Here is a 23369-nt window from a genome sequence, read left to right on the forward strand (position 1 = left end):
GTATGAGTGATAAAAGAACCCTGGATAAGACCAGGACAGAAATATTGCGGATGGTGGCCCCGGGGACTTCCTTAAGGGAAGGCATTGATAATGTCTTAAGGGCCAAGACAGGCGGCTTGATTGTTGTAGGGTGCAACGAGCGGGTAAGAGATATAGTGGATGGGGGTTTCCATATAGAAGCTCCCTTCTCTTCAAGCTATCTGTATGAGCTGGCAAAAATGGATGGAGCGATCATTTTGAATGAGAAGGCGGATACCATTATCCTTGCCAATGCCCAGCTTGCCCCGGATTCCTCGACCCCATCTTCCGAGACCGGGATGCGCCATAGAACAGCTGAAAGGGTGGCCAAGGAAACAAAAGCCCTTGTTGTCGCCATTTCACAGCGCCGTAATGTCATAACGTTATATCAGGGGAGCTTCCGTTACGCATTAAAGGATATGGCGGTCATCCTCACAAAAGCAAACCAGGCCATCCAGACCCTCGAGAAGTATAAGGCTGTACTGAGGCAGAGCATCACCCACCTTGGATTTCTGGAGTTTGAAGACGCTGTTACATATGGCGATGTTCTCCAGGCCATGCATCGTTTCATCATGGTCCTTCGGATCAAGGGCGAGCTTCTCGCCTATTTGAACGAGCTGGGTACGGAAGGCCGGCTGATCAGGCTGCAGATGAACGAGCTGCTGACAGATCTTGAGAATGAAGCGTTTTTGATCATTCAGGATTATATTTATGATAAAAGCGCATCATCCAAGGAAATTCTGCAAAAGCTTCAGGAGTTTTCAAACCTGGAGATCGTAGAGGACAGCATGATCATGAAGCTGCTTGGCTATCCGGGTTATACACCAATTGAAGACAGCCTGTTTCCCCGCGGATACCGCCTGCTGCATAAAATACCAAGGCTTCCGCTTTTGATCATAGAAAACCTTGTCACCCAGTTCAAGACGCTGTCCAATATTCTCCATGCCACGGTCGCTGAGCTTGATGATGTGGACGGCATCGGCGGCATCAGGGCAAAGAAAATCAAGGACGGCCTCCGCTCCATCAGGGAGCAGCACCTGACAGAGCGAAAAATCTAGTTTGAAACAGGCGCTCTTATATGTTAAAATGTTAGGCTTTAATCATTTGACACCCGCCATGAGTCGGTGCTAACCTTAGGTTGACGGCAGGGAGACACTGCAAGGCCGTATTAAATACTTGAATAAATATCAGAAATCATTAAATCCGGGTTTCGATTTTTTATATTTGATTATAATGAATAAGGGAGGTGAAGGGATGTTAAAACGAATTGTTCAGGCCTGTTTTTTGATAACGGGCGGCACAATGGGGATATTTTTAATTCCTGAATTAATGGCAGTTCTGCATGCTTCAGATATTACATTTATTAACAACGCTTATGTTACTGCAATTATAGGTGCTATCATTTTTTATCTAATTACTTTTAAAGCGATCGACCATGTGGTTAATTTCATTAAATGGTTTGAGGAGACCCTTGTGAAGGCACCGATCACAGATATCATCTTTGGAAGCCTGGGGCTGCTCGTAGGTCTGCTGCTTGCATTCCTGATTGGATTCGCCCTGAATGCGATCGAGGTTCCAATCATTAATACAGCTGCACCGATTCTTTTGACTTTATTGTTTGGTTATCTTGGCTTTCAGGTGGGCTTCAAGAAACGCGATGAGCTATCAGGCCTGTTTCGTACCAATAAAAAGAAGGCAAATGACCCGGACGAGGACGAGGATGGAGAGGGTACTAAAAATCAGCTTAAAATCCTTGATACAAGTGTGATCATCGACGGAAGGATTGCTGATATCTGCCAGACCGGGTTCCTTGAGGGCACGATCGTAATCCCGCAATTCGTACTCGGGGAGCTGCAGCATATTGCAGATTCATCGGATGCCCTGAAAAGGAACAGGGGCCGGCGGGGGCTGGATATCCTGAACAGGATTCAAAAGGAGCTTGCCGTCAAGGTTGAAATGTATGAAGGTGATTTTGAAGAAATCCAGGAAGTGGATTCCAAGCTTGTGAAATTGGCCAAGCTGACAGGCGGTATGGTCGTCACTAATGATTTTAACCTGAATAAGGTGTGTGAGTTCCAGAAGGTGGCGGTCTTGAATATCAATGACCTTGCCAACGCCGTCAAGCCGGTTGTCCTGCCTGGTGAAGAGATGAACATCCAGGTGATAAAGGATGGCAAGGAACAGAACCAGGGCGTTGCCTATCTAGATGATGGCACCATGATCGTCGTAGAGGACGGCCGTAATTATATTGGCAAGCGGATTGATGTAATGGTAACGAGTGTGCTTCAGACATCGGCAGGCAGGATGATTTTTGCAAAACCGAAAATGCTTGAAAAGGCACTGTAAATGAATGGGAGCAGTTGGCAATGAATTATGATGTAATCATACCTGCAGCAGGCAGAGGCACCAGGATGAAGGCGGACAGGAACAAACTGCTGCTTCCACTGAAGGGCACCCCGCTGATCGTGTATACAATTAAAGTGTTCAGCAATGACCCATCCTGCAGAAGGATTATCCTTCCGGTGGCATCCGGTGACATGGAAAGCCTGGAAGAAATCATTAATGGCCATTCTTTTGGAAAGCCGATCCAGCTCATAGCAGGCGGTAAAGAGCGCCAGGACAGCGTGTATAACGGGCTTATGGCCCTTGGGGAAACAGAGGGGATGGTGCTTGTCCATGACGGCGCCCGTCCCTTTATACAGCAGAACCAGATTGAGGCGCTTGTCAGGACAGCCTCTTCCTCAGGCGCTGCCATTCTTGCAGTGCCTGTAAAGGATACAATCAAAAGGGCTTTGGATAATACGGTGATAGAAACTGTTGAACGATCCAGCTTGTGGGCAGTGCAGACTCCACAGGCTTTTCGTATTTCCCTGTTGAAAGAAGCACATTCCGAGGCAAAAAAGACACATTTTCTCGGCACGGATGAAGCCAGCCTGATTGAAAAATTGGGGCATAGCGTCTCTGTAGTCGAAGGGAATTATGATAATATAAAAATTACTACACCCGAGGATCTATATTTTGCCGAAGCGATCTTAAATAAGGTAAATGATCCAAATCGGCCTTAAAAGGAGTCATGTAAATGTTTCGAGTCGGACAGGGGTTTGACGTACACCAGCTTGTTGAAGGAAGGCCGCTGATTATAGGCGGAATCACGATACCCTATGAAAAAGGGCTGCTCGGCCATTCGGATGCCGATGTGTTATTGCATACCGTTGCGGATGCATGCCTTGGCGCCATCGGTGAAGGAGATATCGGAAGGCACTTTCCGGACACTTCACCATTATTTAAGGACGCTGATTCAAGCGGACTCCTTAAGGAAGTCTGGGAGCTTGTAAAGGAGAAAGGCTATGCGCTTGGGAATGCGGATTGCACTATCATCGCACAGAGCCCGAAAATGGCTCCTTATATCGAAGCGATGAGAGCGAAGATAGCGGAGCTCCTGGAAGGCAGTCCGGACCAGGTGAATGTTAAGGCAACAACAACAGAAAAATTAGGCTTCACGGGGCGGGGCGAAGGAATAGCAGCCCAGGCCGCCGTGCTGCTAGTCAAAAAATAGGAGGAACAGCAGCGATGTCAAACGAAATTCGAGTCCGTTATGCACCCAGCCCAACTGGTAATTTACATATAGGGAATGCAAGAACAGCATTATTCAACTATCTCTTTGCCCGCAGCAAGGGCGGGAAGTTTATTATCCGGATAGAAGATACGGATAAAAAGCGGAATATCGAAGGCGGCGAGGAGAGCCAGCTGAAGTATTTGAAGTGGCTTGGCATTGACTGGGACGAGAGCGTCGATATCGATGGCGGCTTCGGCCCTTACCGTCAGTCAGAGCGGACTGAGATTTATAGAAAGTATTATATGGAGCTCCTGGAAAAAGGCCTTGCATATAAATGCTATTGTACTGAGGAAGAGCTGGCAGCTGACCGCGAAGCCCAGATGGCAAGGAATGAAACGCCCGTATATTCCGGCAAGTGCCGCCATTTAACGGACAGCGAGCGGACTGCACTGGAGATGGAAGGCCGTGAGCCAAGCATCCGATTTGCTGTTCCTGAGGGCAGAGTATTTTCCTTCAACGATATGGTTAAAGGAGAAGTTTCATTTGAATCTGAAGGGATGAGCGACCAGGTAATCGTGAAGAAGGATGGGACGCCGACTTATAACTTCGCAGTGACAATCGATGATCATCTAATGAAGATCTCGCATGTTCTCAGAGGGGATGACCATATTTCCAACACCCCAAAACAGCTGATGATATACGAGGCGCTCGGCTTCGAACCGCCTGTATTCGGGCACATGACCCTCATTGTGAATGAAAGCAGGAAGAAGCTTAGCAAACGCGATGAAACCATTATCCAGTTCATTGAGCAGTACGAGGAGCTTGGCTATCTTCGGGAAGCCTTGTTCAACTTCATCGCCCTCCTTGGATGGTCGCCTTCAGGCGAGGAAGAGCTTCTTACGAAAGAGGAATTTATCCAGGCGTTTGATGAAGCCAGGCTTTCCAAATCACCTGCGCTGTTTGATAAGCAGAAGCTGTTATGGATGAATAACCAATACATGAAAAAGCTGGACCTGCCGCAGGCTGTGGAGCTGTGTTTTCCTCATCTTGTAAAAGCAGGCAGGCTCCCTGAACATCTGACAGAGGATGGCCGTGCCTGGCTGAATGGCCTTGTAGAGCTGCTGCTTGAGAAGCTGAGCTATGGAGCCGAGATTGTTGAACTGTCAGGACTTTTCTTCGAAGAGGAAATGCAGCTCGATGAAGAAAGCAGGACCGTCCTTGCCGAAGAGCAGGTGCCTGAGGTGCTTGCGGCTTTCAAGGCTGAAGTGGAAAGTCTTCAGGACTTTACGGCTGAACATATTAAGGCAGCCATGAAAGCTGTCCAAAAGGGTACAGGCCATAAAGGGAAGAAGCTGTTCATGCCAATCCGGGCAGCGGTGACAGGGCAGACACACGGCCCTGACCTGCCAAAGACCATCGAACTGCTTGGCAAAGAGAAAATACTTTCCCGTCTTGCTGATTTTTTAAATTAACATTTTGGCAAAAATATAATATAGTAATAAGTAGTCAGATGAAATTGCGTTGACAGGGAGAAGTACATAGACGAAGCTTCCCAGAGAGAACCATCACCGGCTGAAAGTGGTTCATGCCTCTCGTTTTTGGAAATGCACCCTCGAGCCCTTCGCGGAAAAGACTTTCAGGAGTCCAGTATGCAAGGCGGTCTGCCTCCCGTTAACGAGGCCTAAAAGCAGGAAAGGGCATAAGCCTTTTCAATCAGAGTGGAACCGCGCTAAAAGCGTCTCTGTCATTGTGACAGAGGCGCTTTTTTATATCCCAAAAAGAAATCAGCCCATAATCAGGGAGGTGGCGTCATGTTTAGAGCATTAAAAGAAGATGTCGATGTAGTATTTGATCAGGATCCTGCTGCGCGGAGCTATACAGAGGTTATTTTAACTTACTCTGGTCTGCATGCCATCTGGGCACACCGGGCTGCGCATGCATTTTATAAAAGAAAGTGGTTTTTTATCGCCAGGGTGATATCGCAGGTCAGCCGTTTCTTCACCGGCATTGAAATCCATCCGGGCGCAAAAATCGGCAGAAGGTTTTTTATTGACCATGGAATGGGTGTGGTGATCGGTGAAACCTGTGAAATTGGAGATAATGTAACCATCTTTCAAGGAGTCACCCTTGGGGGCACAGGGAAGGAAAAGGGGAAGCGCCATCCTACCATCCATGACAATGTACTGATTTCTACCGGTGCAAAGGTATTAGGATCGATCGTGATTGGCGAGAATTCTAAAGTCGGCGGAGGCTCTGTCGTCCTTAGGGATGTTCCCCCGAACTCCACCGTGGTCGGCATACCTGGCAGAGTGGTCGTCCAGAACGGCATCCGGGTCAAAAACGATTTGAACCACTGCGATCTGCCGGATCCAATAAATGACAGACTGAAGGCCCTTGAAGCAGAAATTCAGGCCCTGAAGCAGGAACTTATAGAAAAAGGAATCGAAAGGAGTCTAAAGCCGTGAGCATTCAGATCTATAACACGCTTTCTAGACAAAAGGAAGAATTTAAGCCGCTTGAGCCGGGAAAGGTAAAAATGTATGTTTGCGGCCCGACGGTATATAACTATATCCATATCGGGAATGCCCGCCCTGCGATCGTATTCGATACAGTCAGGAGATACCTCGAATACCGGGGCTATGATGTCCAATATGTATCAAACTTCACGGATGTGGATGATAAGTTGATCAAGGCAGCGAAGGAGCTTGGCGGAGAAGTGCCGGAAATCGCCGACAAATTCATCGAAGCTTATTTTGAGGATGTAGGCGCTCTTGGGTGCAAGAAGGCGGACGCACACCCGCGAGTCATGGAAAATATGGATATTATCATTGATTTTATTGCCTCTTTGGTTGATAAAGGGTTTGCTTATGAATCGGAGGGGGATGTATATTACAGAACCAGGAAATTTAACGGATATGGCAAGCTTTCTCACCAATCCATAGATGAGCTGAAGCTGGGCGCAAGAATCGAAGTAGGCGAGAAGAAGCAGGATTCCCTGGATTTTGCCCTCTGGAAGGCCGCCAAGGAAGGCGAGATCTCATGGGACAGCCCATGGGGCAAAGGCCGTCCAGGCTGGCATATTGAATGCTCTGCCATGGCTAAGAAGTATCTCGGTGACACGATTGACATCCATGCCGGGGGACAGGATCTTGCGTTCCCGCATCACGAGAATGAAATCGCCCAGTCAGAGGCGCTGTCCGGCAAGGAATTCTCCCGATATTGGATGCATAATGGCTATATCAACATCGATAACGAGAAAATGTCAAAATCGCTGGGCAATTTTGTGACAGTACACGATATCATTAAACGTCATGATCCGAATCTGATCCGTTTCTTCATGCTGTCCGTCCACTACCGTCATCCGATTAATTACAGTGAGGAACTGCTGGAAAAATTAATGGCCGGGCTGAACAGGCTGAAAACTTCTTACCAGAATCTTATTCATCGCAGCGGGGCAAGCACCGGTCTTACGGAAAACAATCAGGAATGGCTGGATAAGCTCTCAGCGATCCGGAGAGATTTTGAAAAAGAAATGGATGACGATTTCAATACAGCGAATGCCGTTTCTATACTGTTTGAGCTTTCTAAGCAGGCCAATTATTATCTGCTCGAAAAGAATACAGACAAAGCGGTGATTGAGGCGTTCATTAAGGAATTCAAGGAACTCTTTGCTGTCCTGGGTCTTTCACTCAAGGAAGAGGAACTGCTGGATGAAGAGATTGAAGCTCTTATTGAACAGCGGATCCAGGCGCGGAAGGACCGCAATTTTGCCCTGTCTGATGAAATACGCGACCGTTTGAAGGAAATGAATATCATTCTGGAGGACACAGCCCAGGGAACCAGATGGAAACGAGGGTGAGCGGCATGTTCGACTATGATCATCATGTAAATGCGCACCTGCTGAACAGCCTGGCCCTTGCCTATATGGGGGATGCCGTATATGAAGCATATATCCGGCACCACCTCCTTCAGAAAGGGGGCATCAGGCCGCACCGTCTGCACCGTGAGTCCACGACATTTGTGTCAGCAAAGGCCCAGAGTAAAGTGATCCATCATTTCCTTGATGCAGACCTGTTAACAGAGGACGAAACAGCTGTCGTCAAGAGGGGCCGCAATGCCAAGTCGGGAACCATTCCAAAAAACACGGATGTACAGACCTATCGATACAGTACGGCCTTTGAAGCATTGATCGGCTTCTTGTTTTTGAATAATGAAAGAGACAGGATGGAAGGCCTTATAGGACAGGCCATTCAGTACATAGAGTCCCAGAAAGGAGGAACAGGCAATGAGTGAAGATTTTATAATTGGAAGGAACCCTGTTTCAGAAGCGCTTCGTTCGAACAGGGAAATCAATAAAATCTGGGTGGCTGAAGGAGCGCAAAAGGGTTCCATGCAGCCTATTATTGCAATGGCCAAGGAAGCGAACATTATGGTTCAGATTGTGCCGAGGAAGAAAATTGACCAGATGATCGAGGGCAATCACCAGGGCGTCATTGCCCAGGTAGCGGCCTACAGCTATGCTGAAATGGACGATTTATTTGAGAACGCAAAAAAGAAGGGCGAGGATCCGTTCTTCCTGATTCTTGATGAAATCGAAGATCCGCATAATCTTGGCTCTATCATGAGGACGGCGGATGCATCCGGTGTACACGGGATCATCATACCAAAGCGGAGGGCAGTCGGCCTTACAGCTACGGTCGCCAAGTCTTCCACAGGTGCCATCGAATACATTCCGGTCGTCAGGGTTACAAACCTGTCAAGGGCGATAGAAGAACTAAAAGAGCGCGGTGTCTGGATAGCTGGTACCGATGCCAAAGGCAGCCAGGATTACCGGAAGATTGACGGGAACATGCCGCTTGCCGTGGTAATTGGAAGTGAGGGCAAGGGAATGGGCCGGCTGATCAGGGACAAGTGCGATTTTCTTTTCAACCTGCCGATGAAAGGGAAAGTAACGTCCCTGAATGCTTCTGTAGCAGCTGGATTACTGATGTACGAGGTTTACCGCAAGCGGCACCCATTAGGGGAATAGCCATGGACATCCTTTTGGTGGATGGCTACAATATCATCGGTGCCTGGCCCGAGCTCCGGGCCCTCAGGAACCATGACCTTCAGGCAGCAAGGGACAGATTGATCCAAAAGATGGCGGAATATCAGGCTGTCAGCGGCTTCAGAGTGATTGTCGTCTTTGATGCCCATTATGTCCAGGGGATGGAAAAGAAGTATAAGGATTACAAGGTAGAAGTCATTTTCACCCGTGAAAATGAGTCTGCAGACGAGCGGATTGAAAAGCTTGCGATAGAGCTCAATAACATTAGAACCCAGATTCATGTGGCGACCTCGGATGCGACTGAGCAATGGGCCATTTTCGGCCAGGGAGCCCTCCGCAAGTCGGCCCGCGAATTATTTAATGAAATGGAGCATATGGACAAGGAGATAGAGAAAGACATTGCCAAAACTGCCAAGAAAAAGCCGGCAGCCAAGATTCAGCTGAGCAATGAAGTGGCAGAAATTTTTGAAAAATGGCGCAGAGGGACCTTTTGAGTTATTGACGTCCAAATTTTAGCTCCTGTATAATATCCTTATCTATGTATTGCGGCCGGGGGGATATGTGTGATTGCAAACTTGGAAATCCTGCAGAACGAGCGTTTCCTGAAAATGGAAGACGAGCCTTTGGTAGAGCTGGTACATAAGGGCGACAGTGACGCACTTGATTTTATCATCCAAAAATATCGAAATTTTGTCCGCGCGAAAGCAAGGACTTATTTCCTGATCGGCGCAGATAAGGAAGATATTGTCCAGGAAGGAATGATCGGCCTCTTTAAAGCCATAAGGGACTTTAGGGAGGACAAGCTCACTTCATTCAAAGCCTTTGCCGAGCTGTGCATCACAAGGCAGATCATCACGGCAATCAAGACCGCTACCCGCCAGAAGCATATTCCCCTCAACTCCTATGTGTCTCTCGATAAGCCGATTTACGATGAGGAATCCGACCGTACCCTGATGGATGTCCTGACAGGGGCAAAGGCCCAGGATCCGGAAGAGCTCGTCATCAGCCAGGAAGAGTTTGATGATATAGAGCTCAAGATGGCAGAGCTTTTAAGCGACCTTGAAAGGCGGGTGCTGGCTCTTTATCTTGAGGGTCAGTCCTATCAGGAAATTTCAGAGGAGCTGAACAGGCATGTGAAGTCCATAGATAATGCGCTCCAGCGGGTAAAAAGGAAATTGGAGCGGTACCTGGAAGCCCGGGAAGTCACACTGTGAGTCCCGCTGCCCGGCTGGCTCCATTTTCATATTGACATAAAAAGGGAGCCATGATAAAGTTTCTAGAGTGTATAAGTATGAGGATGTTATTCTATGAAAAAGAAAATCGTATTATCATGTGCAGAATGCGGCTCCCGGAATTATTCCACAGAGAGCAGCAGTTCCGGCACAGAGCGTTTAGAAATAAATAAGTTTTGCAGTACTTGCAATAAACATGTGCTTCACAAAGAGACGAAGTAAGATTTACACAGACATAGACACCAGTCATTTTACCCGGGGTGGAGGTTATTACATTCATGCAGCGCATAACTGAGTTTTTTCGCGGCGTAGGCCGTGAAATGAAAAAGGTAAGCTGGCCAAAGCGCAAAGAGCTCACATCATATACGATCACGGTTCTTAGCACCATCGTTTTCATGGCTATTTTCTTTGCAGTGGTTGACTTGGGGATTTCAAAGTTAATTCGTTTAATACTTGAATAAGTTAGTGTAAATAATGGTATAATGGTGATACATTCATATTCTTCTTAAAAAAGCCCGCGAGACGGGTTTTTTAATTTGGGTAATTTTTTTTATGTGCATGTGGATTTGATCAGTGAGTCATGAAGATAATGACAGCAGCGGACAGCAGTCTTTTTGTTTATCTGCATAAATGTAAAACTTAAGCTATTAGGGAGGGAAGGACACTTAGTCCTACTGAGATGGAAAAGAATTGGTATGTAGTCCACACCTACTCCGGTTACGAGAATAAGGTAAAGGCGAATCTTGAGAAGCGTGTTGAAACCATGGCGATGCAAGATAAGATCTTCCGGGTAGTGGTTCCTGAAGAGGAAGAGACAAGCGTAAAAGACGGCAAGAAGAAAACTGTGAAAAAGAAAGTATTCCCAGGCTATGTGCTGGTTGAAATCATCATGACGGATGATTCCTGGTATGTGGTCCGCAATACGCCTGGTGTAACCGGGTTTGTAGGCTCAGCGGGTTCCGGCTCCAAGCCGACTCCATTGCTGCCTGAGGAAGTTGTGACCATCCTTAAGCATATGGGCATGGAAGAGAGACGAGTGGATGTCGATTATACGCTTGGCGAGAAGGTCCAGGTTAAGGAAGGTCCATTCGCTACCTTTGTCGGCTCAATTGAGGAAATCGACAAAGACAAATCGAAGCTTAAGGTTCTGGTCAATATGTTCGGCCGTGATACTCCGGTAGAACTGGATTATGAACAGGTAGAGAAAATATAAACTAAAATAAACTTGAAATCATTTTGAAAAAGTGGTAATATTTCAAAGGTCAGTATGTCTCATTTAATGAGACCTGAACCATTAGACTAAATTCTTTATTCATAATATAAAGAATCCAGATGAGTGGGAGGGTTCCATAACCCATATACCACATCACGGACGATAAGGAGGTGTGTCTCGTGGCTAAAAAAGTAATTAAACTAGTAAAACTGCAAATCCCTGCAGGTAAAGCTAACCCAGCGCCGCCAGTTGGTCCTGCACTTGGTCAAGCCGGTGTTAACATCATGGGTTTCTGTAAAGAGTTTAACGCTCGTACAGCAGATCAAGCTGGTCTTATCATTCCGGTAGAAATCACGGTATTTGAGGACCGTTCATTTACATTCATTACGAAAACTCCGCCCGCTGCAGTTCTTCTTAAGAAAGCGGCTGGTCTAGAGTCTGGTTCTGGTGAACCAAATCGTAAAAAGGTTGCAACAGTCAAGCGTGATACAGTACGTGAGATTGCTGAAACTAAAATGCCTGACCTGAATGCAGCTAGCGTTGAATCTGCTATGCGCATGGTTGAAGGTACTGCTCGCAGTATGGGTATCGTCATTGAAGACTGATCCATATAAGATGTAAAGGTGTTTCTTGGGGGTTGCGGTGTTGTCAAAGATGCTCGCAACCTTTATTCGTGGGAGGTTATTCCGCTAAAACCACATTATAGGAGGACAATTAAAATGGCTAAAAAAGGCAAGAAGTATCTAGAAGCTGCAAAGCTTGTAGACCGTACAAAAGCATATTCAGCTGCTGAAGCTGTTGAACTTGTAAAACAAACAAACACAGCTAAGTTTGATGCAACTGTTGAGGTTGCTTTCCGTCTGGGCGTAGACCCTAAGAAAGCTGACCAGCAAATCCGTGGAGCAGTTGTGCTTCCAAACGGAACTGGTAAAACTCAGCGTGTATTGGTATTTGCTAAAGGCGAAAAAGCAAAAGAAGCAGAAGCTGCTGGCGCTGATTTCGTAGGCGATACTGATTACATCAACAAAATTCAGCAAGGCTGGTTTGATTTCGATGTGATCGTTGCAACTCCAGACATGATGGGTGAAGTTGGTAAGCTTGGACGCGTATTGGGTCCTAAAGGCTTAATGCCAAACCCTAAAACTGGAACTGTTACTTTCGATGTTGAAAAAGCAGTTAAAGAAATCAAAGCTGGTAAAGTGGAATACCGTGTTGATCGTCAAAGCAACATCCACGTTCCAATCGGGAAAGTTTCTTTCGATAACGAAAAACTTCTTGAAAACTTCACCACGATCTATGATACTTTATTAAAAGTTAAGCCGGCGGCTGCTAAAGGGACATACATGAAGAATGTATCTGTCACTTCTACAATGGGCCCTGGTGTGAAGGTTGACGCTTCTTCTTTCACAGCTTCAAAATAATGTTGACAACCTAAGAAATATTTAATATACTATTTCTTGTTGAAAATAAAATACATTTGTACCGAAGACAGCAGGTGCATCCAATGCTTAATTTTCCTGCCGAGGTAAATTCGATATAATAGTCACTGACTAAAACGAACTTACTGCCTCCATGTCTTCCCTGATATGGAGGCTTTTTCATTGGTATGAATTGTGTTTGACAAATCTTACAGGAGGTGTCTAGATGAGCAGTGCTGTTGAACAAAAGAAACAAATCGTAGAGGATATTGCCAGTAAATTCAAAGCAAGTAAATCTACTATCGTTGTTGATTACCGCGGCTTGACCGTTGCGGAAGTAACAGAGCTTCGTAAGCAGCTGCGTGAAGCTGGCATCGAGTTCAAGGTTTTCAAAAACTCTATGACTCGCCGTGCCGCTGAATCTGTAGAGCTTGGCGGATTGAATGAATCCCTTACTGGTCCTAACGCAATTGCGTTCAGTAACGAAGATGTTGTTGCACCAGCGAAAATCCTTAACGATTTCGCTAAAAAACACGAAGCGCTTGAAATCAAAGCGGGTGTTATCGAGGGGAACCTTGCTACAGTTGAAGAAGTTAAGGCTCTTGCTGAACTTCCATCTCGCGAAGGACTTCTTTCTATGTTGCTTAGCGTGCTTCAAGCACCTATCCGCAACCTTGCTCTTGCTGCAAAAGCTGTTGCAGACCAAAAAGAAGAACAAGGCGCATAAGCTGATCCTGGCTGTCGGCTGATTCAAATAAAAAAACATATACTCAAGGAGGAAATAAGTAATGACTAAAGAACAAATCATTGAAGCAGTTAAATCCATGACTGTTTTAGAACTTAACGATCTTGTAAAAGCTATCGAAGAAGAATTTGGCGTAACTGCTGCAGCTCCTGTAGCTGTAGCTGGCGGAGCAGGCGGCGGAGACGCAGCTGCTGAGCAGACTGAATTTGATGTTATCCTAGCTAGCGCTGGCGACCAAAAAATCAAAGTTATCAAAGTTGTTCGTGAAATCACGGGCCTTGGTCTTAAAGAAGCGAAAGAACTTGTTGATAACACTCCTAAAGCAGTTAAAGAAGGAGCTTCTAAAGAAGAAGCTGAAGAAGTTAAAGCTAAGCTTGAAGAAGTTGGCGCTAACGTCGAAGTTAAGTAATATTGCATAAAAAGAGAGCCCGCTTTTAAAGCGGGCTCTTTTTAACACCAAAGCTTGGAGTGGAATCCCCAAGCTTTAATTCTTTCTATGTGAGGGTGAAACTAGATGGGCGATCACTATTTTACACACAACCCAAATGCCGAAAGCAATCCGAAAACCTGGACGTTCACTTTGAGGGGCAGAGAGTTCCGTTTTAAGACAGATGCCGGTGTCTTCTCAAAGAATGAAGTGGATTTCGGCTCAAGGCTGCTGATCGAAGCCTTTGTGCCCAATGAGGATGTTAAAGGCAGACTGCTTGATGCGGGCTGCGGCTACGGGCCGATCGGCCTGACCGTTGCGCCTGATGTTGAAGACGCCGTTGTCCATATGATTGATGTGAATGAAAGGGCATTGATGCTCGCAAAAGAAAATGCCGCTCTCAACAAGATCGGCAATGTGGAGATATATCAAAGCGACAGGCTGCTTGGTGTGAAGGAAACCGGGTTTGCTTCGATCTTGACAAACCCGCCAATACGCGCGGGCAAGAGGATCGTGCATGATATCCTGGAGCAGTCTTTTGAGAAGCTGGCGGATAAGGGCGAGCTGTGGGTGGTTATCCAGAAAAAGCAGGGAGCTCCTTCGGCGATGGATAAAATGGAAGAATTATTCGGGAATGTAGAAACCGTGGATAAAAAGAAGGGGTACTACATCCTGCGCTCTAAAAAAGGACTGCAGGAATAAGTTTTAAACGGGGCAATATGAAAAAAGTCCTTTAAAAGGTTTGACTGGGAAAAATGGCTATGATAATATTATTTAATGCATATATATAATTTCCCTCATTATGCATACTCTCATTATTATTATAGTATAAAAAGTGCTTTTGTGGGAAAAAATATATTGATAATAGTTTGTTTTTTTGAAAATGCGGTTTTTAAAATAGAAAACCCTTTTTCTTTTTTTGTCTGTGAGTTAACAGCTACATAGGCATGCTTATATCGCTTAACAGGCGAAGATTTACACTTATAATGCTTTATTTGAGGGGTGAATCAGTTGACAGGTCAACTAGTTCAGTATGGACGACACCGCCAGCGCAGAACTTATGCAAGAATCAGCGAGGTTTTAGAATTACCGAATCTTATCGAGATTCAAACCTCCTCTTACCAATGGTTTCTTGATGAGGGCTTACGAGAAATGTTCCAGGATATTTCTCCTATCGAGGACTTTACAGGCAACCTTTCGCTAGAATTCATTGATTACAGTCTCGGAGATCCGAAGTATTCAGTGGAGGAATCCAAGGAGCGCGATGTTACGTATTCTGCTCCGCTACGCGTGAAGGTACGTCTGGTAAACAAGGAAACAGGCGAAGTAAAAGACCAGGATGTTTTCATGGGTGACTTCCCGCTAATGACTGAGACAGGCACCTTCGTCATCAATGGTGCAGAACGTGTCATCGTTTCTCAGTTAGTGCGTTCTCCAAGTGTCTACTTTAGCGGAAAGTTAGACAAGAATGGGAAAAGGGGCTATACAGCCACTGTCATTCCAAACCGCGGGGCTTGGCTTGAGTATGAAACAGATGCTAAGGATGTCGTTTACGTAAGGATCGACCGTACAAGGAAACTTCCGGTCACTGTCCTGCTTCGTGCACTCGGGTTTGGCTCTGATCAAGAAATCATTGATTTGATTGGCGATAATGAATATATCCGCAATACGCTTGAAAAAGACAACACAGAAAGCACCGAAAAGGCATTGCTTGAGATCTACGAGCGTCTCCGCCCAGGCGAGCCGCCGACTGTAGAGAACGCAAAAAGCCTTCTCGTTTCCAGATTCTTTGATCCAAAAAGATATGACCTTGCTAATGTTGGACGCTATAAGATCAACAAAAAGCTTCATATCAAAAACCGCCTGTTCAATCAGCGCCTGGCCCAGACTCTGGCTGACCCGGAGACGGGAGAAATCATTGCTGAGGCGGGCACACTGCTTGACCGCAGGAATTTAGACCGCATCATCCCTTTCCTTGAAAAAGGAGTGGAATTTAAATCATTCAACCCTGTCAGCGGAGTAGTAGATGAAGATATTCTCATGCAGATTATCAAAATTTATGCACCGACCGATGCCGAAGGTGAAAAAGTCATCAATGTAATAGGAAATGCTTATGTAGAAGAACAGGTGAAGAATATCACGCCTGCCGATATCATTTCTTCCATCAGCTATTTCTTCAACCTGCTGCATTCAGTAGGCGACACTGATGATATTGACCATTTAGGAAACCGCCGCCTGCGTTCTGTAGGAGAACTTCTGCAAAACCAGTTCAGGATCGGTCTTTCCCGTATGGAACGTGTTGTTCGTGAAAGGATGTCCATCCAGGATACGAACACAATAACACCTCAACAGTTGATTAATATCCGTCCAGTTATCGCTTCCATCAAAGAGTTCTTTGGAAGTTCCCAGCTGTCGCAGTTCATGGACCAGACGAACCCTCTTGCTGAATTGACGCACAAACGCCGTCTATCTGCATTGGGACCAGGCGGACTGACCCGTGAGCGTGCTGGTTTTGAAGTGCGTGACGTCCATTATTCGCATTACGGCCGCATGTGTCCGATTGAGACTCCTGAGGGACCAAACATCGGGTTGATCAACTCCCTTTCAAGCTTCGCCAAGGTAAACCGTTTCGGATTCATCGAAACTCCTTACCGCCGTGTGGACCCTGAAACAGGGAAGATCACCAGCAGAATCGACTATATGACTGCTGATGAGGAAGATAACTATGTTGTAGCCCAGGCGAACGTACTGCTTGATGAGACAGGCGCATTCGTCGAGGAAGATATCATTGCGCGTTTCCGCGGTGAGAATACCGTTGTAAAACGCGACCGTGTAGATTACATGGATGTATCGCCTAAGCAGGTTGTTTCTGCGGCGACTGCCTGTATCCCGTTCCTTGAAAACGATGACTCCAACCGTGCCCTTATGGGAGCGAACATGCAGCGTCAGGCTGTGCCATTAATGCAGCCTGAAGCACCGATTGTCGGAACAGGCATGGAATACGTGTCTGCAAAAGACTCAGGTGCTGCTGTCATTTGTAAACACGAAGGAATCGTCGAGCACGTCGAATCCAGGGAAGTATGGGTAAGGCGCGTGAAGGAAGTAGACGGCCAGGAAGTCAAGGGCGACCTTGACAAGTACAGGATGCTTAAATTCATCCGATCCAATCAGGGAACCTGCTATAACCAGCGACCAATCGTAAGCGTTGGCGACCGGGTGACAAAGGGAGAAATCCTTGCTGATGGACCATCGATGGAAAAGGGCGAACTTGCACTTGGACGAAATGTACTGGTAGCCTTCATGACTTGGGACGGCTACAACTATGAGGATGCCATCATCATGAGCGAACGTCTTGTAAAAGACGATGTATATACTTCTATCCATATTGAAGAATATGAATCCGAATCCCGTGATACCAAGCTCGGGCCGGAAGAGATCACAAGGGATATTCCAAACGTCGGCGAGGATGCACTCCGCAACCTAGACGAGCGCGGAATCATCCGTGTAGGAGCCGAAGTTAAAGACGGCGACCTGCTTGTCGGTAAAGTAACTCCTAAGGGTGTTACAGAGCTGACAGCCGAGGAAAGGCTTCTTCACGCAATCTTTGGTGAAAAAGCACGTGAAGTGCGGGATACATCGCTTCGTGTTCCTCACGGCGGCGGCGGTATCGTACTCGATGTCAAAGTCTTCAACCGTGAAGACGGCGATGAGCTTCCTCCAGGCGTCAACCAGCTTGTACGTGCCTATATCGTACAGAAGCGTAAGATATCCGAGGGAGACAAAATGGCGGGACGACATGGTAACAAAGGGGTAATCTCCCGGATCCTTCCGGAAGAGGATATGCCTTTCCTTCCAGACGGCACGCCAGTCGACATCATGTTGAATCCGCTGGGTGTACCATCCCGTATGAACATCGGGCAGGTGCTCGAACTCCACCTTGGAATGGCCGCAAGGTATCTTGGGATCCATGTTGCATCTCCAGTATTTGACGGAGCGAGGGAAGAGGATGTATGGGGCACGATTGCAGAGGCCGGCATGGCGAGTGACGCCAAGACAGTCCTGTACGACGGCCGCTCCGGCGAACCGTTTGATAACAGAGTATCTGTTGGTGTCATGTACATGATCAAGCTTGCCCACATGGTTGATGATAAGCTGCATGCACGTTCAACTGGACCTTACTCACTTGTTACACAGCAGCCGCTCGGCGGTAAAGCCCAATTCGGCGGACAGCGCTTTGGGGAGATGGAGGTTTGGGCACTTGAAGCTTATGGTGCTGCATATACCCTTCAGGAGATCCTTACAGTCAAATCCGATGATGTCGTGGGCCGTGTGAAAACATACGAGGCAATCGTCAAAGGTGAAAACGTCCCTGAACCAGGAGTGCCAGAATCGTTCAAGGTTCTTATCAAAGAGCTTCAAAGCTTAGGTATGGATGTCAAAATCATGTCTGGTGAAGATAAAGAGATCGAAATGCGCGACCTTGATGATGAAGAAGAACTGAATCAAGCAGACTCGCTTACAATTGATACGGACCCAAAAGAGCCTGAATCAGAAACAGTAGGCTCCAAAGAGTAAAACAGCTTCGGAAATGCAATAAGGGTAAAACCTGGAGATTAAGAGGGAGGTAGGCCCCTTGATAGACGTTAATAATTTTGAGTATATGAAAATTGGTTTAGCTTCTCCTGACAAGATCCGTTCTTGGTCATTTGGGGAGGTCAAAAAACCGGAAACCATCAACTATCGTACTCTAAAACCTGAAAAAGACGGGTTGTTCTGCGAACGTATCTTTGGTCCTACAAAGGACTGGGAATGTCATTGCGGAAAGTATAAAAGAGTCCGTTATAAAGGTGTAGTCTGTGACCGATGCGGCGTAGAAGTTACCCGTGCAAAGGTACGGCGCGAGCGTATGGGCCACATTGAGCTTGCTGCACCTGTTTCTCACATCTGGTATTTCAAAGGGATCCCGAGCCGTATGGGACTTGTCCTCGACATGTCCCCGAGGGCCCTTGAAGAAGTCATCTACTTTGCTTCTTATGTAGTAACCGAAACAGGTGATACTGCACTGGATAAAAAGCAGCTGCTTTCTGAAAAAGAATACCGTGCATACCGCGAAAAATACGGCAGCAAATTCCAGGCAGCGATGGGAGCAGAAGCCATCAAGAAGCTTTTGCTTGATATCGACCTGGATAAAGAAGTGGATTTCCTTAAAGAAGAGCTAAAGACAGCCCAGGGGCAAAGACGTACACGTGCCATTAAAAGGCTCGAAGTGCTCGAAGCCTTCAGGAACTCTGGCAATGAGCCTTCTTGGATGATCCTCGATGTCCTGCCTGTAATCCCGCCGGAACTGCGTCCAATGGTGCAGCTCGATGGCGGCCGTTTCGCCACATCTGACTTAAACGACCTGTACCGCCGGGTTATCAACCGGAACAACAGGCTGAAGCGCCTTCTGGACCTGGGTGCACCAAGCATCATCGTCCAGAATGAAAAGCGTATGCTTCAGGAAGCTGTCGATGCTTTGATCGATAATGGAAGAAGAGGCAGACCTGTTACCGGACCGGGTAACCGTCCGCTCAAATCCCTTTCTCACATGCTGAAAGGAAAGCAGGGCCGTTTCCGTCAAAACCTTCTTGGGAAGCGTGTTGACTACTCCGGCCGTTCTGTTATCGTCGTAGGTCCGAACCTGAAGATGTACCAGTGCGGACTTCCTAAGGAAATGGCAATCGAGCTGTTTAAGCCGTTTGTCATGAAGGAATTGGTCGGCAAAGGACTGGCACATAATATTAAGTCGGCCAAGCGGAAAATTGAACGCCTCCAGCCTGAAGTCTGGGATGTGCTGGAATCAGTCATCAAGGAGCATCCGGTTCTCTTGAACCGTGCACCGACTCTTCACAGACTTGGAATCCAGGCCTTTGAACCGACACTTGTGGAAGGCCGTGCCATCAGGCTCCATCCGCTTGTGTGTACAGCGTACAATGCCGATTTCGATGGTGACCAAATGGCGGTCCACGTGCCGCTGTCATCCGAAGCACAGGCTGAAGCACGCCTGCTCATGCTTGCTGCACAGAACATCCTGAATCCTAAAGATGGGAAACCGGTTGTTACTCCTTCACAGGATATGGTACTCGGTAACTATTACCTGACTATGGAACGTGAAGGTGCAAACGGTGAAGGCATGATCTTCAAGGATACAAACGAAGCGATCCTTGCTTATCAAACTGGATATGTACATCTGCATACACGTGTCGCTGTCCATGCCGGCTCGCTTAAGAACCAGACGTTCACAGAAGAGCAAAACAGCAAGCTTCTGCTGACGACTGTCGGGAAATTGATCTTTAATGAAATTCTTCCTGATACATTCCCGTACCTGAATGAACCGACAAAATCTAATCTTGAGGAAAAAACTCCTGAGAAGTATTTTGTTGAAAAAGGGCAGGATGTCAGAGAAATCATCAAGGCTCAGCCTGGTGTTGATCCGTTTGTTAAGAAGTTCTTAGGAAACATCATCGCCGAGGTATTCAAGCGATTCAAGATCACTGAAACCTCGAAGATGCTTGACCGTATGAAAGATCTTGGATTCAGGCACTCAACAAGGGCGGGAATCACCGTTGGTGTGGCCGACATTGTTGTACTTGCCGAGAAGAAACAGATCATTGAAGAAGGTCAGTCTAAAGTAGATAACGTACTGAAGCAGTTCAGACGCGGTCTGATCACTGAAGAAGAACGCTATGATAGAGTCATCTCCATCTGGAGCGGGGCCAAGGATGCCATTCAGGCCAAACTGATGCAGTCCCTGAATAAGCGGAACCCGATCTTCATGATGAGTGATTCCGGTGCCCGTGGTAATGCGTCCAACTTTACGCAGCTTGCTGGTATGCGCGGACTCATGGCCAACCCGGCCGGCCGGATCATTGAATTACCGATCAAATCCTCTTTCCGAGAAGGATTGACGGTTCTTGAATACTTCATTTCAACGCATGGTGCCCGTAAAGGTCTTGCCGATACGGCGCTTAAGACAGCTGACTCCGGTTACCTTACAAGACGTCTTGTCGATGTTGCCCAGGATGTCATCGTACGTGATGACGACTGTGGAACAGACCGAGGCCTGCTGATCGGCGCCCTGAAAGACGGCACTGAAACAATCGAGCACCTTGAGGAACGCTTAATCGGCCGTTATGCAAGAAAGCCGATCAGGCATCCTGAAACAAATGAAGTCATTGTTGCTGAAAATGAATTAATAACTGAAGACCTGGCTAAATATGTGGAAGATGTAGGCGTCCAGCAGGTATGGATCCGCTCTGCCTTTACATGTAACACACGCCATGGTGTATGTAAGAAATGTTATGGCCGCAACCTGGCAACTGGTGAACAGGTGGAAGTTGGAGAAGCAGTCGGAATCATCGCTGCACAGTCCATCGGTGAACCTGGAACACAGCTTACCATGCGTACATTCCATACCGGCGGTGTTGCCGGTGATGACATCACCCAAGGTCTCCCTCGTATCCAGGAATTGTTTGAAGCCCGTAACCCTAAAGGTCAGGCTATCATTTCCGAAATCGACGGAACAGTTACAGCAATCAACGAAATCAGAGACAAACAGCAGGAAATTACTATACAGGGCGAAGTCGAATCCCGTTCTTATGTTGCTCCGTATACCGCGCGCCTTAAAGTCGCAGTAGACTCCAAGGTAATCCGCGGCCAGGAACTGACGGAAGGATCCATCGACCCTAAAGAGCTTCTCAAAATCAGAGATGTACTGTCTGTCCAGGAATATCTGCTGAAAGAAGTGCAGAGAGTCTATCGTATGCAAGGGGTAGAAATCGGCGATAAGCATATTGAAGTTATGGTCCGCCAGATGCTCCGCAAAATCCGTGTATTGGATGCGGGAGAATCCAGCGTGCTTCCAGGCACACTGCTTGATATCCACCAATTCACAGATGCAAACGAAAAGGCGCTGCTTGAAGGCAAAATGCCTGCAACAGGACGTCCTGTACTGCTTGGTATCACCAAAGCATCACTTGAAACCGACTCATTCCTATCTGCTGCATCCTTCCAGGAAACCACAAGGGTCCTTACAGATGCCGCAATCAAAGGAAAACGTGATGAATTGCTCGGCTTGAAAGAAAATGTTATCATCGGAAAACTTGTTCCTGCAGGAACAGGGATGGCCCGCTACAGAAAGGCCGCACCGGTTTTGACAGAAGATTCGAGTGAAGAAACAGTTTCGGTTGATTGATAAAAAACGGCCGGTAATCCATTTACCGGCCTCTTTTTTTAAGAAAGTCTGATAAAGCATCCTGTGCACAGGGACAGCTGCTGAAATATTTTCTGAAGTATAGTTGACATCTAATGCAAAAGGATGTTACTATAGCAAAGGTGCTCCTATAATACCTGTTGCTTTGGAGGATATATCATGTCTTATGAAAAAGTGCAGAATGCAAATGCAGTGATTGTAGGAACAAAACAAACAGTCAAGGCTGTAAAGAACGGGCTTGTATCAGAAGTAGTGCTGGCGGCTGACGCTGATCCTAAGGTGAAGGCGAAGGTTTTAGAAACTATTAAAGAACATAACGTTCCGGTATACCATGTAGATTCCATGCAAAAGCTTGGCAAGGCATGCGGAATTGAAGTGGGCGCTGTGATTGTTGCAATTAAAAAGTAAAACTGTTTTTGTAGAAAACTGCAAAAACTTTGTTTTTGCCCATTTACGAACCACCTGGATGTGTGGGTCTAGAAATGAATATGTGAAGGGAGGAAAAATAAATGCCTACTATTAATCAATTAATACGTAAGGGACGCGAGACTAAAGAGGAAAAGTCTAAATCCCCGGCGTTAAATAAAGGCTATAACAGCTTTAAGAAAGCACAGACTAACGTATCATCTCCACAGAAACGCGGTGTATGTACTCGTGTTGGTACTATGACACCTAAGAAGCCAAACTCCGCGCTTCGTAAATACGCTCGTGTGCGTTTGACTAATGGCATCGAGGTAACTGCCTACATCCCTGGGATCGGCCACAACCTGCAAGAACACAGTGTTGTACTTATCCGCGGCGGACGTGTAAAGGATTTACCGGGTGTGCGTTATCACATCGTTCGTGGTGCGCTTGATACAGCCGGTGTTACAAACCGTATGCAAGGCCGTTCAAAATACGGTACTAAGCGCCCTAAAGCTCCAAAGAAATAATATAAGAAATAAAAACTTTGCAACTTGTTGAAAGGAGGAAATAAGATGCCACGTAAAGGACCCGTATCTAAGAGAGACGTTTTACCTGATCCGCTTTACAATTCAAAGCTTGTTAGCCGTTTGATTAACAAGATGATGGTTGATGGACAGCGAGGTAAATCTCAAAAAATACTTTACTCTGCATTTGATATCATTCAAGAACGTTCTGGCAAGGAGCCAATGGAAGTATTCGAAGCTGCTCTTAAAAACATCATGCCAGTATTGGAAGTAAAAGCACGCCGTGTAGGTGGTGCAAACTACCAAGTACCTATCGAGGTGCGCCCAGACCGCCGTACAACACTTGGTCTTCGCTGGTTAGTGAACTATTCCCGTCTTCGTGGAGAAAAAACCATGGAAGAGCGTCTAGCTAATGAAATTCTTGATGCTGCTAACAGCACTGGAGCTTCTGTGAAGAAACGCGAAGATACACACAAAATGGCTGAAGCCAATAAAGCATTCGCTCATTACCGCTGGTAAGACCCTTAAAAACA

The 23369-nt window shown here is 46.7% G+C and carries 24 protein-coding genes and 1 other annotated feature; all 24 genes read left to right on the top strand.

Annotated elements, in window-relative coordinates:
• The first annotated feature begins 2 nt into the window (after nucleotides 1-2).
• The 24 genes from disA (at nucleotide 3) to rpsG (ending at nucleotide 23355) form a co-directional block, all read left to right on the top strand.
• Complete coding sequence (disA, locus tag V1498_RS00535) at nucleotides 3-1076, top strand: DNA integrity scanning diadenylate cyclase DisA (protein ID WP_409296442.1); 1074 nt, start codon at nucleotides 3-5, stop codon at nucleotides 1074-1076.
• Nucleotides 1077-1272: 196 nt separating this feature from the next.
• The gene (locus V1498_RS00540) at nucleotides 1273-2364 is read left to right on the top strand and encodes a PIN/TRAM domain-containing protein (RefSeq protein ID WP_409296443.1); all 1092 of its coding nucleotides are present in this window, start codon (nucleotides 1273-1275) and stop codon (nucleotides 2362-2364) included.
• A gap of 20 nt (nucleotides 2365-2384) precedes the next feature.
• Entirely contained in the window at nucleotides 2385-3083 is a 699-nt protein-coding gene (ispD, locus tag V1498_RS00545; protein WP_409296444.1) for a 2-C-methyl-D-erythritol 4-phosphate cytidylyltransferase, read from the top strand.
• Nucleotides 3084-3097: 14 nt separating this feature from the next.
• Nucleotides 3098-3574, top strand: a complete 477-nt coding sequence (gene ispF, locus V1498_RS00550; RefSeq protein ID WP_409296445.1) for a 2-C-methyl-D-erythritol 2,4-cyclodiphosphate synthase — start codon at nucleotides 3098-3100, stop codon at nucleotides 3572-3574.
• A 14-nt stretch (nucleotides 3575-3588) separates the two neighbouring features.
• Nucleotides 3589-5046 carry a glutamate--tRNA ligase gene (gene gltX, locus V1498_RS00555; RefSeq protein WP_409296446.1) on the top strand — a complete coding sequence of 486 codons (1458 nt, stop codon included), beginning with the start codon at nucleotides 3589-3591 and terminating at the stop codon, nucleotides 5044-5046.
• A 339-nt stretch (nucleotides 5047-5385) separates the two neighbouring features.
• The gene (cysE, locus tag V1498_RS00560) at nucleotides 5386-6039 is read left to right on the top strand and encodes a serine O-acetyltransferase (RefSeq protein ID WP_409296447.1); all 654 of its coding nucleotides are present in this window, start codon (nucleotides 5386-5388) and stop codon (nucleotides 6037-6039) included.
• The gene (gene cysS / locus V1498_RS00565; RefSeq protein ID WP_409296448.1) at nucleotides 6036-7433 is read left to right on the top strand and encodes a cysteine--tRNA ligase; all 1398 of its coding nucleotides are present in this window, start codon (nucleotides 6036-6038) and stop codon (nucleotides 7431-7433) included. Before cysE ends, cysS begins: the two co-directional genes overlap by 4 nt.
• 5 nt (nucleotides 7434-7438) lie before the next feature.
• Nucleotides 7439-7867 carry a Mini-ribonuclease 3 gene (locus V1498_RS00570; RefSeq protein WP_409296449.1) on the top strand — a complete coding sequence of 143 codons (429 nt, stop codon included), beginning with the start codon at nucleotides 7439-7441 and terminating at the stop codon, nucleotides 7865-7867.
• Entirely contained in the window at nucleotides 7860-8603 is a 744-nt protein-coding gene (rlmB, locus tag V1498_RS00575; RefSeq protein WP_409296450.1) for a 23S rRNA (guanosine(2251)-2'-O)-methyltransferase RlmB, read from the top strand. The genes V1498_RS00570 and rlmB overlap by 8 nt, the downstream gene beginning before the upstream one ends.
• 2 nt (nucleotides 8604-8605) lie before the next feature.
• A complete protein-coding gene (locus tag V1498_RS00580; protein WP_409296451.1) occupies nucleotides 8606-9115 on the top strand; it encodes an NYN domain-containing protein in 510 nt (169 codons plus the stop codon).
• A 114-nt stretch (nucleotides 9116-9229) separates the two neighbouring features.
• Nucleotides 9230-9835 carry an RNA polymerase sporulation sigma factor SigH gene (gene sigH, locus V1498_RS00585; RefSeq protein ID WP_409299076.1) on the top strand — a complete coding sequence of 202 codons (606 nt, stop codon included), beginning with the start codon at nucleotides 9230-9232 and terminating at the stop codon, nucleotides 9833-9835.
• A gap of 93 nt (nucleotides 9836-9928) precedes the next feature.
• The gene (gene rpmG, locus V1498_RS00590; RefSeq protein ID WP_409296452.1) at nucleotides 9929-10075 is read left to right on the top strand and encodes a 50S ribosomal protein L33; all 147 of its coding nucleotides are present in this window, start codon (nucleotides 9929-9931) and stop codon (nucleotides 10073-10075) included.
• Nucleotides 10076-10131: 56 nt separating this feature from the next.
• The gene (secE, locus tag V1498_RS00595; protein WP_409290968.1) at nucleotides 10132-10314 is read left to right on the top strand and encodes a preprotein translocase subunit SecE; all 183 of its coding nucleotides are present in this window, start codon (nucleotides 10132-10134) and stop codon (nucleotides 10312-10314) included.
• 218 nt (nucleotides 10315-10532) lie between these two features.
• Nucleotides 10533-11066 carry a transcription termination/antitermination protein NusG gene (gene nusG, locus V1498_RS00600; protein WP_409296453.1) on the top strand — a complete coding sequence of 178 codons (534 nt, stop codon included), beginning with the start codon at nucleotides 10533-10535 and terminating at the stop codon, nucleotides 11064-11066.
• Nucleotides 11067-11245: 179 nt separating this feature from the next.
• Nucleotides 11246-11671, top strand: coding sequence for a 50S ribosomal protein L11 (rplK, locus tag V1498_RS00605; RefSeq protein WP_026693309.1), 426 nt, complete (start codon nucleotides 11246-11248; stop codon nucleotides 11669-11671).
• Nucleotides 11672-11785: 114 nt separating this feature from the next.
• Complete coding sequence (gene rplA / locus V1498_RS00610) at nucleotides 11786-12487, top strand: 50S ribosomal protein L1 (RefSeq protein WP_409296454.1); 702 nt, start codon at nucleotides 11786-11788, stop codon at nucleotides 12485-12487.
• A gap of 43 nt (nucleotides 12488-12530) precedes the next feature.
• Nucleotides 12531-12675: a sequence feature (ribosomal protein L10 leader region), on the top strand.
• Between the two features lie 35 nt (nucleotides 12676-12710).
• Nucleotides 12711-13211, top strand: a complete 501-nt coding sequence (gene rplJ, locus V1498_RS00615) for a 50S ribosomal protein L10 (protein WP_409296455.1) — start codon at nucleotides 12711-12713, stop codon at nucleotides 13209-13211.
• Nucleotides 13212-13272: 61 nt separating this feature from the next.
• Nucleotides 13273-13638 carry a 50S ribosomal protein L7/L12 gene (rplL, locus tag V1498_RS00620; RefSeq protein ID WP_409296456.1) on the top strand — a complete coding sequence of 122 codons (366 nt, stop codon included), beginning with the start codon at nucleotides 13273-13275 and terminating at the stop codon, nucleotides 13636-13638.
• A gap of 105 nt (nucleotides 13639-13743) precedes the next feature.
• Nucleotides 13744-14358 (top strand): class I SAM-dependent methyltransferase, encoded by a 615-nt coding sequence (locus tag V1498_RS00625; RefSeq protein WP_409296457.1) that lies wholly within the window; start codon nucleotides 13744-13746, stop codon nucleotides 14356-14358.
• A 309-nt stretch (nucleotides 14359-14667) separates the two neighbouring features.
• Nucleotides 14668-18231, top strand: a complete 3564-nt coding sequence (gene rpoB / locus V1498_RS00630; RefSeq protein WP_409296458.1) for a DNA-directed RNA polymerase subunit beta — start codon at nucleotides 14668-14670, stop codon at nucleotides 18229-18231.
• A gap of 58 nt (nucleotides 18232-18289) precedes the next feature.
• Nucleotides 18290-21889 (top strand): DNA-directed RNA polymerase subunit beta', encoded by a 3600-nt coding sequence (gene rpoC / locus V1498_RS00635; protein ID WP_409296459.1) that lies wholly within the window; start codon nucleotides 18290-18292, stop codon nucleotides 21887-21889.
• A 177-nt stretch (nucleotides 21890-22066) separates the two neighbouring features.
• Nucleotides 22067-22315: a 50S ribosomal protein L7ae-like protein gene (locus V1498_RS00640; RefSeq protein WP_409296460.1), complete on the top strand. Its 249-nt coding sequence runs from the start codon at nucleotides 22067-22069 to the stop codon at nucleotides 22313-22315.
• A 101-nt stretch (nucleotides 22316-22416) separates the two neighbouring features.
• Complete coding sequence (gene rpsL / locus V1498_RS00645; protein WP_409290977.1) at nucleotides 22417-22839, top strand: 30S ribosomal protein S12; 423 nt, start codon at nucleotides 22417-22419, stop codon at nucleotides 22837-22839.
• Nucleotides 22840-22884: 45 nt separating this feature from the next.
• Complete coding sequence (gene rpsG, locus V1498_RS00650; protein WP_409290978.1) at nucleotides 22885-23355, top strand: 30S ribosomal protein S7; 471 nt, start codon at nucleotides 22885-22887, stop codon at nucleotides 23353-23355.
• The last annotated feature ends 14 nt before the right edge of the window (nucleotides 23356-23369 follow it).

Origin of the sequence: Paraperibacillus marinus (assembly GCF_046237605.1) — a bacterium.
Taxonomy (GTDB): Bacteria; Bacillota; Bacilli; order Bacillales; family DSM-1321; genus Paraperibacillus; species Paraperibacillus marinus.